Annotated in this window: 9 protein-coding genes; 3 read left to right on the plus strand and 6 right to left on the minus strand. The window is 63.7% G+C overall.

Going from position 1 to position 13088, the window contains the following annotated elements; genetic code table 11:
* Nucleotides 1–105: 105 nt before the first annotated feature.
* Entirely contained in the window at nt 106–1164 is a 1059-nt protein-coding gene (locus tag NKH41_RS08160) for a D-alanine--D-alanine ligase family protein (protein ID WP_352771029.1), read from the plus strand.
* Here the strand turns inward: NKH41_RS08160 and NKH41_RS08165 are convergent.
* From NKH41_RS08165 to dnaK, 6 genes are all read right to left on the minus strand, one after another.
* Nucleotides 1161–1448 carry a DUF1330 domain-containing protein gene (locus NKH41_RS08165; RefSeq protein ID WP_023679856.1) on the minus strand — a complete coding sequence of 96 codons (288 nt, stop codon included), beginning with the start codon at nt 1446–1448 and terminating at the stop codon, nt 1161–1163. The two genes, NKH41_RS08160 and NKH41_RS08165, sit on opposite strands and share 4 nt — an antisense overlap.
* Before the next feature lie 27 nt (nt 1449–1475).
* Entirely contained in the window at nt 1476–2189 is a 714-nt protein-coding gene (gene pyrF / locus NKH41_RS08170) for an orotidine-5'-phosphate decarboxylase (protein WP_352771030.1), read from the minus strand.
* Nucleotides 2186–2782 carry an NADPH-dependent FMN reductase gene (locus NKH41_RS08175; protein ID WP_352771032.1) on the minus strand — a complete coding sequence of 199 codons (597 nt, stop codon included), beginning with the start codon at nt 2780–2782 and terminating at the stop codon, nt 2186–2188. The genes pyrF and NKH41_RS08175 overlap by 4 nt, the downstream gene beginning before the upstream one ends.
* A gap of 41 nt (nt 2783–2823) precedes the next feature.
* Nucleotides 2824–3447 (minus strand): phospholipid N-methyltransferase PmtA, encoded by a 624-nt coding sequence (gene pmtA / locus NKH41_RS08180; protein WP_352771034.1) that lies wholly within the window; start codon nt 3445–3447, stop codon nt 2824–2826.
* A gap of 117 nt (nt 3448–3564) precedes the next feature.
* Nucleotides 3565–4695, minus strand: a complete 1131-nt coding sequence (gene dnaJ / locus NKH41_RS08185) for a molecular chaperone DnaJ (RefSeq protein ID WP_023679852.1) — start codon at nt 4693–4695, stop codon at nt 3565–3567.
* A 213-nt stretch (nt 4696–4908) separates the two neighbouring features.
* The gene (gene dnaK, locus NKH41_RS08190) at nt 4909–6825 is read right to left on the minus strand and encodes a molecular chaperone DnaK (protein WP_023679851.1); all 1917 of its coding nucleotides are present in this window, start codon (nt 6823–6825) and stop codon (nt 4909–4911) included.
* 570 nt (nt 6826–7395) lie between these two features.
* Between dnaK and NKH41_RS08195 the strand changes: the two genes are divergently transcribed.
* Together NKH41_RS08195 and NKH41_RS08200 are read left to right on the plus strand one after the other, a co-directional pair.
* Entirely contained in the window at nt 7396–9357 is a 1962-nt protein-coding gene (locus tag NKH41_RS08195; protein ID WP_352771036.1) for a hypothetical protein, read from the plus strand.
* Nucleotides 9358–9367: 10 nt separating this feature from the next.
* Nucleotides 9368–13045 (plus strand): DUF7929 domain-containing protein, encoded by a 3678-nt coding sequence (locus NKH41_RS08200; protein ID WP_352771038.1) that lies wholly within the window; start codon nt 9368–9370, stop codon nt 13043–13045.
* Nucleotides 13046–13088 lie beyond the last annotated feature (43 nt).

The following is a 13088-nucleotide window of genomic DNA, read 5'->3' on the forward strand; positions in this document are numbered from 1 at the left end:
AACCGCTCTATCTCTTTGTTTTGACGCAATTCCGGACGGAAAACCGTTTCACGCTTTTCCTGGAATTGCTTTAGGCAATCGTGCTGCCGGGAAATCGTTTCGATCATGTCAAGCCGCGAGCCGAAGCTGATCCTTGTCTACGAGCCGGAAAAGGCTTGCTTCGATCGGCTGGTCGCCGATAACCACGTGCCGGAGCGTGCCGCCGAAATCGCCTCCTATCTGGCGCAATCGACCGATATCGCTGCTGAATTCGACGCACTTGCCGCCGCTTGCCAGAAGCGCGGCCTGTCATTTGCGCCGGTGACGCTCGACGACGCCGCAAGCGTTCTCGGCGGCGAGGACCCGAAGACCACGCTTGTCTGGACGCTGACCGACGGCGTCGCCTATTTCCGCGGCGGCGCCGCACCGGCTCTGGTACGGCTGAATTGCCTGAAGGCGATCGGCGCCGACGATGCGCTGTTCGCGCTCTGTCAGGACAAGTTCCGGTCCGGCGCCGTGCTCGGCGCGCTTGGCCTGCCGGTGCCGCAGGCGGGCCTTGCCCGTGACGGCGCCTGGCTGGTCGCGCCACCGGCCTCGCCCGCCGGCTGGTTCGTCAAGCCGAACCGGCTCGGCGCCAAGATCGGCATCTGGCCGGATTCGCACTGCCACGATCTCGGCCACGCGCTGGAGCTTAGCCGACGCGTCTTCGCCGCCTATCGCGACGATGTCATCGTCCAGCCCTATGTCGCCGGCCGCAACGCGCGCGCCAGTTTTCTCGGATTGAGGACGGATACCGGCGTCGAGGCGCTGGGCATCGCCTTTGTCGATTCGGGCGGCGATTTCCAGACCATGCAGGACAGCCTGGCGCTTTACGGCGATACCGGCGCAGCGGCGAAAGCTGCGGGAAAATATACCGAGCCGGTGCTGCTGCCGGTCGCCGGCAGCCAGCCTGAAGCCGATGCAAGAATCCGTCGCATCGCCGAACGCCTGATGGTCGGGCCTGGCCTGCGCGACGTCTTTTCCATCGACCTCCGGGTCGAAGCCGACGACAGCGTCCACCTCATCGAGTTCGAGGTCTGCCCCGGCCTGCCCTGCTTCGATTTCCGCGATTACTGTCGCCAGCAATGGGGCTTGAGCCTCGCCGATGCGATGGCGGAGGCAGCGGCGAACCGGCTTCTCGCCTAAATCCCCTCGACCAACACGATTTCGCCCTCGGCCACCTTCTGGCGGATCGCGACGGCGCGCTGGTATTCGGGCGAGTGGTAGCAGTCATGCGCCGCCGCAAGCGACGGAAACTCGATGATCACGTTGCGGTCGCGGCCCGGCCCCTCGGCCTTCTCATGCGCGCCGCCGCGCGCCAGGAACTTGGCGCCGAAGCGGTCGAAGGCCGGTTTGGCAGCTGCGACATAGTCCTTGTAGCCTTCCGCATCGCGTACATCGACGCGAGCGATCCAGTATCCCTTGGGCATGGCTTTTCTCCGGGTTAATTCCTGCCCTCAGGCCGAGCGCACTTCATCGAGGATCGCTTCCGCCGCCGCCCGCCTGTCGGCCGCTCCGACGATCGGCCGGCTGATGACGAGATGGCTGGAGCCGTTGCGGATCGCCTGCGCCGGCGTCACCACCCGTTTCTGGTCGCCATGGTCGCTGCCCTTCGGCCGGATTCCCGGCGTCACCACGGCCAGGTCGGGGCCGACGATGCGGCGCACCGCCTCGGCTTCTTCGGCCGAGCAGACGATGCCGCCCATGCCGGCATGCAGCGCCTGCTCGGAGCGCCTCAGCACCAGTGTATGCGGATCATACTCATAGCCGGCGTCGATCACGTCCTGCTCGTCCATCGAGGTCAGCACGGTGACCCCGAGCAGGCAAAGGTCGCTGCCCCTGGCAGCCTCGACCGCCGCCTTCATCGTCTTCGGATAGGCATGGATGGTCAGCATGCTCATGCCCATCCTGGCGATGTTTTCGACCCCCTTGGCCACGGTGTTGTCGATGTCGAGCAGCTTCATGTCGAGAAAGATCCTGGTGCCGCCGCTGGCCAGCTCGCGGGCGAAGTCGAGCCCGCCGGCAAACGCGAGCTGGTAACCGATCTTGTAGAAGGAGACGATCCCGTCGAGCTCGCGCACCGCTTTCTCGGCTTCCTTCAGCGTCGGCAGGTCGAGGCCGACGATCAGCCTTTCCTGCATCGTGTCGGCATGCGCGGCGTCCGGGATCATGCCTCGATCCGCGTCGACAGCATGCGCGAGGTTTCGATCAGCGTTCGGCATAGGTGCTCCATCGATTGGCTTAGTCTCTCGTCCCTGAACTTGCCCTCGTCGTCGAAGGCGTTGCCGCCCTCCGGCACCGAGCATTCCGGTGTCACCACCTCCATCCGGCAGCGTACCAGAACGGCGCGCAGATGGTTGATGCAGCGTATCCCGCCGAAGGGTCCGTTGGAAGACGAGCAGAGGCCGGCGACCTTGCCGGCAAGTGGCCTGAACGTCCGGCCGCCATCCTTGCGCAGCTGGCTCACCCAGTCGATGCTGTTCTTGAGCAACGGTGGAATGGAGCCGTTATATTCGGGCGTCGCGATCAGCAGCCCGTCATGGGCGGCGATCATCCGGCCGAGCTTGACGGCGTTTTCGGGAATGCCTTCGTCCTTTTCCAAATCCTGGTCGAGGATCGGCAGCGGATAGTCGGCGAGCGAGATGCGGGTCACCTCGGCGCCCTGCATGGCAAGTTCCTTCTGTGCCACGTCGGCGGTCCTGCCGCTATAGGCGCCGCTGCGCACCGAACCGGCGACGACGAGAATTTTCGGGATCACAGCCATGGGTCTGCCTTGTCACCCGATGGGTATAAGACAAGTGCTATTCAAACCCAACGTTTCAATTCATGCGCCCCGCGTCGGTAGATCCAAAGCTGCGTCGGCGGAATGTTGCGGATGACGAAATGGAAATGCTCGACCGTATAGTCGCCGCGGCCCGGCGGGATCGGCGACAGCGGCCCGTAAGTCAGCTGCACGATCGGCCGGCCCGCCGGGATACGGTCGAGCAGGCTCTCGACATAGGCGATGCGCTGGGCGACAGGGAAATTGAGCAGCGGCACGCCCGATATCACAGAATCGAAGATCAGGTCGCGCTTGTCGCCGAGCGTCGCGTCGAGATTGAAGGCGTCGCCCTCGATGACGTTGACGCCTGGATAAAGCTGGCGCAGATGGCGCACGAAATCAGTGGAATATTCGACCGCGTAGAGATTCTCAGGCTTAATGCCCTGGGCGAGGATGGCGCGTGTGATGACGCCTGTACCGGGTCCGACCTCGAGCACCGGCAGGCCGGATGTCGGATCGACGATCGAGGCCATCTTGCCAGCGGTGATGGAACTGGTCGGGACGATCGAACCGACCGCCTTCGGCTTATCGATCCAGCCCTTGAAGAACTTCAGCTCGTCGTCGAACTTTTCCGCCAGCGTCTTTCGCAGTCCGGGACTACGCGTCATTGAAAGTCCTCCTCAACGCTCCCTCGCATGCTACTTAGCAGTTACGAGGTGCAAGACAAGGCGAATCCCCGGATAAGGTGTTGATGACGCTCGGGAAGCGTTTTCCAGGGATCAGCTTCAGTGCTCGCCGAACGTTTCGAAAAAGTCTTTCATGCGGGCGAAAAATCCGCTCGACTGAGGCGAATTGTCCTTTGAGGAAAGCTGCTCGAATTCCTCCAGCAATTCGCGCTGACGGCGCGAAAGGTTCTGCGGCGTCTCAACCACGGTCTGGATGTAGAGGTCGCCGATATTGGGCTGGCGCAGCACAGGCATGCCCTTGCCCTTGAGGCGGAACTGGCGACCGTTCTGGGTGCCTTCCGGCACCTTCACCTTCGTCTGGGTACCGTCCAGTGTCGTCACCTCGAACGAGCCGCCAAGCGCTGCCGTCGTCATCGAGATCGGCACCTTGCAATAAAGATCGGCCCCGTCGCGCTGGAAGAATTCGTGCGGCTTGACCGCGAGGAAGATGTAGAGATCGCCCGACGGGCCGCCGCGCAGGCCGGCCTCGCCCTCATTGGCCAGCCGGATGCGGGTGCCATCCTCGATGCCGGCAGGGATGTTTACCGACAGCGAGCGCTCCTCGGTGACACGGCCCTGGCCAGCGCATTTCGGGCACGGATCCTTGATGGTCTGGCCGCGCCCCTGGCATTGCGGGCAGGTGCGCTCGATCGAGAAGAAGCCTTGCGTGGCGCGCACCTTGCCGTGGCCGTTGCACATCGAGCAGGTGACGGGCTGGGTGCCAGGCTTGGCGCCGCTGCCCGAGCATTCCGAGCAGGAAATCGAGGCTGGCACCCGAATCTGCGCGGTCTTGCCGGAAAATGCCTCTTCCAGCGTAATTTCCATATTGTAGCGCAGGTCGGCGCCGCGCTCGCGGCCGCCGGACGAGCGGCGCTGGCGCCCGCCCATCATGTCGCCGAAAATGTCTTCGAAAATGTCGGCGAAGCCGCCGGCGCCAAAGCCTTGCGCCCCGCCATTCATACCGCCGTGCTCGAAGGCGGCGTGGCCGAAGCGATCATAGGCGGCGCGCTTCTGCGGGTCCTTCAGTGTCTCGTAGGCTTCGTTGATTTCCTTGAACTTGTGCTCGCAGGCATGGTCGCCTGGGTTGCGGTCGGGATGGAACTGCATGGCGAGCTTGCGAAAAGCGCTCTTGAGCTCCTTCTCGTCGGCGCCCTTTTGCACGCCTAGCGTTTCGTAAAAATCAGCTTTCATGTTTTCCCGCAGTCCGGATAGTCAACGTCTTGAAGCATCGTTGCGTCGTTTGCCGGCACGCTGTTCCGATTTAGGTGTGATGGAGGCGCGATGCCAGTGTCTACGAGGCTTTGTCCGCATTTTTTCGGGCAGCGCAGCGTTTTTCCGGCAAAGGGTTGCAAAAAAGCCCGGCTGTGCGCCGGGCTTTCTCCCTTACCTGTACCGTCAGGCGGTTCAGGCCGACTTCTTCTTCTCGTCGTCTTCGTCGATTTCCTCGAAGTCGGCATCGACGACGTCACTGTCCTTGGCGGCATCAGCCTTGGCGTCGGCCTCGGCGGCTTCCTTCTGTGAAGCCTCGTACATGGCCTGGCCGAGCTTCATCGAGACTTCGGCGAGCGTCTGCGTCTTGGCCTCGATCTCGGTCACATCGTCGCCTTCGGCAGCGGTCTTCAGCGCCGCGATCGCATCGGCAATCGCCGTGCGGTCGGCCTCGGAAACCTTCTCGCCGTATTCCTTCAGAGACTTCTCCGAGGAATGCACCAGCGCCTCGGCCTGGTTGCGGGCCTCGACCAGCGCGCGCCGCTTCTTGTCGGCTTCGGCATTGGCCTCGGCGTCCTTGACCATCTTCTCAATGTCGGCGTCCGAAAGGCCGCCGGACGCCTGGATGCGGATCTGGTGCTCCTTGCCGGTGCCCTTGTCCTTGGCCGAGACGTTGACGATGCCGTTGGCGTCGATGTCGAAGGTGACCTCGATCTGCGGCACGCCGCGCGGCGCAGGCGGGATGCCGACCAGATCGAACTGGCCGAGCGCCTTGTTGTCGGCGGCCATTTCACGCTCGCCCTGGAAGACGCGGATGGTCACCGCCGACTGCGAATCCTCGGCCGTGGAGAACACCTGGCTCTTCTTTGTCGGAATCGTCGTGTTGCGTTCGATCAGCCGCGTGAATACGCCGCCCAGCGTCTCGATGCCGAGCGACAACGGCGTCACGTCGAGCAGCAGCACGTCCTTGACGTCGCCCTGCAGCACGCCGGCCTGGATAGCGGCGCCTAACGCGACGACCTCATCCGGGTTGACGCCCTTGTGCGGCTCCTTGCCGAAGAACTGCTTCACGATCTCCTGGATCTTGGGCATACGGGTCATGCCGCCGACCAGGACGACTTCGTCGATTTCGCCGGCCTTCAGGCCGGCATCCTTGAGCGCCGCCTTGCAAGGATCGATCGTGCGCTGGACGAGATCCTCGACCAGGCTCTCGAACTTCGCCCGCGTCAGCTTCAGCGTCAGGTGCTTGGGGCCGGTGGCATCGGCGGTGATGAAGGGCAGGTTGATTTCGGTCTGCGTGGTGGACGACAGCTCGATCTTGGCCTTTTCAGCCGCTTCCTTGAGGCGCTGAAGGGCGAGCTTGTCGTTCCGCAGGTCGATGCCCTGTTCCTTCTTGAACTCGGCCGCCAGATATTCGACCAGACGCATGTCGAAATCCTCGCCGCCGAGGAAGGTGTCGCCATTGGTCGATTTCACCTCGAACACGCCGTCGCCGATTTCGAGCACCGAAATATCGAACGTGCCGCCGCCAAGGTCATAGACGGCAATCGTCTTGCCTTCCTTCTTGTCCAGTCCATAGGCAAGCGCGGCCGCCGTCGGCTCGTTGATGATGCGCAGCACTTCGAGGCCGGCGATCTTGCCGGCATCCTTGGTCGCCTGGCGCTGGGCGTCGTTGAAATAGGCCGGAACGGTGATGACTGCCTTCTCGACCTTCTCGCCGAGATAGGCCTCCGCCGTTTCCTTCATCTTCTGCAGGATCATCGCCGAGATCTGGCTAGGCGACTGCTTCTTGCCGCCGGCCTCGACCCAGGCGTCGCCATTGTCGCCCTTGACGATCTTGTAGGGGACAAGCTTCTTGTCCTTCTCCGTCACCGGATCGTCGTAGCGGCGGCCGATCAGGCGCTTGACCGCGAAAATGGTGTTCTCAGGATTGGTAACCGCCTGGCGCTTGGCCGGCTGGCCGACGAGGCGCTCGCCGTCGCTGTTGATGGCGACGATGGAAGGGGTCGTGCGGGCGCCTTCCGCATTCTCGATCACCTTGGATTCCTTGCCGTCCATGATGGCGACACAGGAGTTGGTTGTTCCCAGATCGATACCGATTACTTTTGCCATTTCTCTAATCTCTCCGCTAAGCAGGCTCTCAGGACCCGTACAGGCGTTCCGACGAAAGCCCCTGTTCACAAGAAATTCCGCTCCGGCAACCGGCGTTCGGCGCTGGACGGCTTGGCGCGTATATAAGAACAGGCTGCGTGGCGCGCAAGCATTCTGCGCAAGGCGTTCACCATTCATCGCGGTTGATCGGATTCGGGACCGGCAGGCCCGTATTTTCGGCGGTGATCCAGCCGGCCCGGCCCCCGGCCCATGAACCTTTCCGCCTCGCCCCGCGACTGATGCTCAGGTGCCGCGTGGTGCGGCCCCGGAAAGGAAAGCCCCATGACCACAGATCCAGAGGCTCCATGGTCTCCGGGAACAGCAGGAACTCAGCGCGACCATCGCCTTCGGGACCGGGTCGATGCGCTGGGCTTTTCGCCGGTTCCGTTGACCCTGCGCGGACGCAGGCGTATCGTGACGTTGAGGAAAGCAGACAATTCGATCAGGGACGAACGTGCCGGAACGCCGCGCCTTGCCCTGATTTGCGCGCCGGGACCGGATGTTTCTCCCATGACCTGTGGGGGGAGATCCATGTCTTGCGACCACGGCGCGTTCGTGCGCTCTCGTGCCGGCCGTTTGCGCCGCGCCATCCAGGCTGCCAGCGGATTGTCGATCCTGGCGCTCGCCGCTGGGCTCTGGCTCGGTGGCTCGGCCCAGGCTCAGGAAACGCAGATCATCTATCCCGGCTCGATGGCAGTGACCGGATTCTCCGGCACCATCATTCCCAATTTCGAGGAAGGCCTGCCGCCGGGCGTCGATCCCGTCGACGAAACCTTCATCGACACGGCGCGCGCGACCTTGCGCATCTTCGACGTCTCAAGGCTGGGCGGGCCGGCGTCTGGCCAATTGGTCTTCACCCCGCCACCGTTCGAGGTCACAGCCGGGCAAATCGGCCAGGTGTTCGGCATCACCTACGACGACGGCGTGCGCGACGGCGTCCCATCGGCCATTCCAAACCTCTATGCCGGCGCCACGTCGCTGCACGGCATCCGCATAGTCACGCCAGACGGCGACGCCGACGGCCGGCCGGAGCGGCAGCGCCGCGGCACGGCTGACGCTGTCTTCATGGACGGCCAGTTCGGCACCGAAAACGGCGGCGGCCCCGGAACGATCTGGAAGATCGACGGCATCACCGGCGCCGTCTCGAAATTCGCCGATATCGACGCCAATAGCGGTCCCGGCATCGGCGACGTCACTTTCGACAATACCCACCGCCAGTTCTTCGCCAGCGATCTCGACACCGGCCTCATCCACCGCATCGACGCCAATGGCGCGCTGCTCGACACGTTCGACCACGGCATAGCCGGTCGCCCGGCGCACGGGCTTGCCGCCGTTGCCGACGACGGCTCGGTGATGGACATCCAGGGTGCTGCCTTCGACAGCGAGGACCCCGACAGCTGGGGCTACACGCAGGACGAGCGCCGCGTCTGGTCGGTCGCCTATCGTGGCGGCCGGCTCTATTATTCGGTCGGTGATAAGGCGGAGATCTGGTCGGTAGGCGTTGCCGGCGACGGCAGTTTCGCCGGCGACCCGCGCTGGGAACTGACGGTCAAGGCCGACAAGGATTACGCGGTCACCGACATCGCCTTCGACAACGAAGGCTTCATGTACCTGGCCCAGCGCGGCCCGGTGGAGAACCGCTACGACTACAGCCAGTTCGCCGATTCCGGCAAGGGTGAGGTCATCCGCTACTGGCGCGAAATTCCGGACGATCCGGCGACGGAATCGGCCTGGGTGGAAGTGCCGCAGGAATATGCGGTCGGCTTCCCGCAAGACAACCGACAGTCGGCCGGCGGCCTTGACCTGCAATATGGCTACGATGCCGAAGGCAATCTCGATACCGGCGTCTGCACCGACACGCTGGTCGATACCGGCGACAAGTTGCGCGACAACCCGGAGCTTGCCGAACAACTCGCAGCTGGCGGGCCGCTCGCCGTGCACGGCGTGCAAATCACGCCGACGGCACTGGTCAAGCCGGCCAACATGCCGCCTTTCGGCTCGTGGTTCGTCGACTTCGACAATTATTTCGAAGACCCGGAAGTCGAAGGCCATGTCGGCGACGTCGAGGTCTGGCGCCCCTGCGAAGGCCGTGCCGGCTATTACGAGCAGGTGCCGGGCGGCTATCTGCCACCGTTCTATCCGCCGGACTTTCCGCCCCCCGGCAATCTGCCTCCTTGCATCGATGTCGAGGATGTCAGGTATTTCTGCACGCCCTCCGGCCTCGAGGCCGATCTCTATCTCCATGACCATGCCGGCTTTGGCGGCGATTCGATCAAGGCTCTGTCCAGGACGCCTGGCGTTGGGGTGACTTCACCTCTGTCGCATGCGCCCGGCGCGCCATACACGATCGGCATCACCGGCCATTACCCTGGCGATACGGTCGATGTCGGGCTCTGCTTCTACAGGCAGTCCGATAGCGACAAGGGCGGCTACTATCCTTGCTGCAAGATGACCTTGCCGCTCAGAACCCCAGCCGTCAGCTGCGAACCGTGAGGAGGGGAAGATGAGCAATCTCGCACTTTCCCCGCTTGCGACGAGCAGCCAATCAACCGGCAAACAATCATTCGTCATGGAGACCATCATGAAACCCCTGTCACTCGCCAGGCGCGGTGTGCGCTGGCTGATGGCGGCCGGTATCGCGGTCGCCATGCTGAGTCCGCTGCAAGGCTTCGCTGAAGACCTTGCTCCGGCCAAGACCAAGCCTGCCGATGCGGGCATCTACACTGCCGTTCCAGATCCCAGGCTCGATTTCGACAATCCTCGAATCGTCAATCCGGAGCCGGGCCGGATCGTGCCCTTCTTCACCAAGAAAGGCACCCAGAGAGGCTGCGACTATGTCGTATACTCGCTGAGCTTTGGCTTGCGCGGCAATCCGCAGGGTTTTGCCAGCCCGGACCTCGCCGCCATGCTGAAAAAGGTCAGGCTCGATTTCAGGGACCAACTCCCGCACGGCCTGCGCATCGTCGGCGTGCATGTGACCGGCGACGGCACCGATGCGTCCGACGGACCGCTGCCTGGTGCTGCGATCAGCAGTTCGGCTGGCCCGGACGATACCGCGACGGTGTCCGATTTCCGGATTTCCGCCAGCGATCTCGACGGCATCGGCGCTGCGAACGAGCGCGTCGTCACCTTCCAGATCACCGCCAAGATTGACCATGCGGCGTTTCCGTCGCCGACGACCGTTCACAACCAGGGCATGGTTAAGGTGAGCCGCGAACGCGGCGCCGGCGTCGAAATCCCGTCGCAGGATCCGGGCAAGCCGGACGACGGCAATTATCTCACGGGTGCAAAGACGTCGATCAAGATCGACGTCACCAGGTGCAACCCGCCGCCTCCACCTCCCGGCAAGGAATGCTTCAAGGTGGAGCGCGGCACGGTCGATTGCGTGCCCGGCGGCGGCGCCTTCATCTACCACATGCCGGTCGGCCCAGAGATGGCTGGCAAATGGGTGCAGCTTTCGACGACGACACCCGGCATCACCATCATTCCCGACACGCAATTGGTGCCGGCCGGCGGCGGTGTGCTCAATTGGAAGATCGTCGGCGCTTCACCCGGCGACGTCATCCACATCATCGTCACCGGTATCGAAACCTATGCCGGCCCGAGGGAGGGCTGGGGCCTGTGCTGTACGCAGACTGTCGATATCGTCATCCCGCGTGATCAGCGCTGCCCACCGAAGGACAAGGAACCGGATCTGAAAGTCGAAAAGCGCGCCGACGTGCAACGTTGCACGATGGGTGGCGGCTGCGACTTCACCATCAGGGTCACCAATGTCGGCGATGCACCCTACCACGGCAAGATCGTGCTCGACGAAGTCACCCTGCCGGCCGGCTCCACCCTCGATTCAGGGCCGAACCCGTCCTGGGTCTGCGCGCCTGCAACCACCCCGATGATTTGCACTCATCCGGTGACCACGCTCAATCCGGGTGCCTCTGTCGACCTCGAACTCGGCTTCAAGCCGGCCGCAGGCTGGCGAGGCAGTGTCTTGCGCAATTGCGCTAGCTATAATTACGGCGCCAGCGGCAAGCCGCTTTTCGGCAGCCAGCAAAATGATCGCGGCTGTACTTCGATCCCGGTCTGCAGGCGTGGCGATCGTGACCGCGACTGCCGGCCGCCGGTGGAGAAGAAGGTCGATCTGATCCTGAAGAAGCGCGCCCGCACCGAATTCTGTTCGGCCGATGGCGTCTGCACATTCGTGATCGACATCATCAACAATGGCAGCGTCCCCTACAATGGGCCGCTGACGGTCGTCGATACCTATCCGGGCGGCGCGCCGGCATCCTCGACCTTCGGCCCGACGCCGCCATGGACATGCGGACCGAACGGCCCCGGCCAGTTCCGCTGCGACAATGCCGGCATCGTGCTGTTGCCTGGCGCCTCGACGCCGATCTTCGTCAGGGCGGTGATGCCGGCCAACTACCGGCCCGACAGTGTCGAGAACTGCGCCGAGGTGAAAGCTATTCCCGGTGAGAACGACATCACCAACAACAGGGCCTGCGCCAAGGAACGCATCCGTCATCCGAATGCCGGCCAGCCGGCCCTGCGCATCACCAAGGTTTGCAATGGTTCGCTGGCCGGTGCTGCGGTCGTTTCCTGCCGCATTACCGTCATCAGTCTCGGCACCACTGCCCCGACCGGTCCGGTACGGGTCAACGATGCCGCGACGCTGATAGCCGGCGGAGCGCCGGTCCAGATCCAGACCGTCACCCCAGACGGCGCGGAATGGGCTTGCGGACCGGTTCCGGCCAATGCGCTGTCGTGCCAGATTCCCGGCGCCGTCATGACGCCTGGAACCAGCCGCCATTTCGACGTGACGGTTGCCGCGAACGGCGAATTCGAGAACTGCGCACGCGGCTCCTACGGCCCGGCTCCGGGAGACGACATCGTCTATCCGATCGGCCAGGCCTGCGCCAAGGGCAGCGGCGCCTCGACCATCCGCGTCGAGAAGACCGGTGATGCCGAGTGCAAGCCCGGCCAGCCCTGCTCGTTCGAGATCACCATCACGAACGATGGCGCGAGCGCCTTCTCCGGTCCGGTTCGCCTCGGCGATGCGATCGGCGTCGAAGGCCTCGGCCGGCTGGAAGGCGTTGCGATCACCTCGATCGATCCGCCCTTCGGCTGCTCGCCGGAGCCGGCAATCTTGCCTCTGTCCTGCATCGCCCAACTGACGCTCGGCGCCGGGGAAAGCCACCTGCACACGGTGACCGTGATCATTCCGGACGATGGCCGTCTGGCCAATCTGCAGGGCACTGTCAACGGCCAGAACTGTGTCGGCGTGCTGTCCCCGAACACGCCGGTGCAAGGCGGTGGCGACGTGCTGTCCCGCGGTGCGGCCGACGTGCAGGGTGATCGCGGCAAGGCCTATGCCTGCCATCCCTTCACCATCAGGAATGAGGTGAAGAAGGAATGCTCGCAAGGCTTCGTCATGAACGACGCCGGCAACTGCGTCTGCCCGCCCGGCACGACCTTCCGCAATGGCCAATGCTCGTCCGGGGGCGGCACGGTCATCGTGCCGAAGCCAAAACCTTGCGTTCTGCTCAAAGGCCAGATCCGTACCGAAGACGGACGCTGCGTCTGTCCGCGCGGAACCGAGCTGGAGAACGGCGCTTGCGTGGGCAGCAAGCCGCAGCCCGAGCAGTGCACCATCCGTGGCCAGATCCACGACGCTGCCGGCGATTGCGTCTGCCCGCGGGGCACCGAAGTCAAAGGCAATGCCTGCCGGCCAATCCAGCCGAAACCCGAGCAGTGCACCATTCGGGGCCAGATCCATAACGCCGCAGGCGATTGCGTCTGCCCGCGGGGTACGGAAGTCAGGGGCAATGTCTGCCGGCCAATCCAGCCGAAGCCGGAGCAGTGCACCATCCGCGGCCAGATCCACGACGCCGGAGGCGATTGCGTCTGCCCGAAAGGCACGGAAGTGCAAGGCAATGCCTGCAGGCGCAAGAAGCCTGTTGTGGTGGAGTGCTCGATACCTGGTCAGATCCACAACAAGCGTGGCGTCTGCGTCTGCCCGCGTGGGACAGAGCTGCGCGACGGCGCCTGCCGCAAACCGCGGCTGGAGTGCGCACCGGGCGCGCGGCCGATTAATGGCCAGTGCCAGCCGATCCGCAAACCGAGCCTGCTGCTGAATCCAGATGTTCTTCAGCAGCTGCCAAGGCGCAAGCCGCAGCTCGAGCAATAGGATCGCACGCGAACTTCAAAACGGTGATCATTCGATCAAGAAA

The organism is Mesorhizobium sp. M1169 (assembly GCF_040318345.1).
GTDB lineage: Bacteria > Pseudomonadota > Alphaproteobacteria > Rhizobiales > Rhizobiaceae > Mesorhizobium.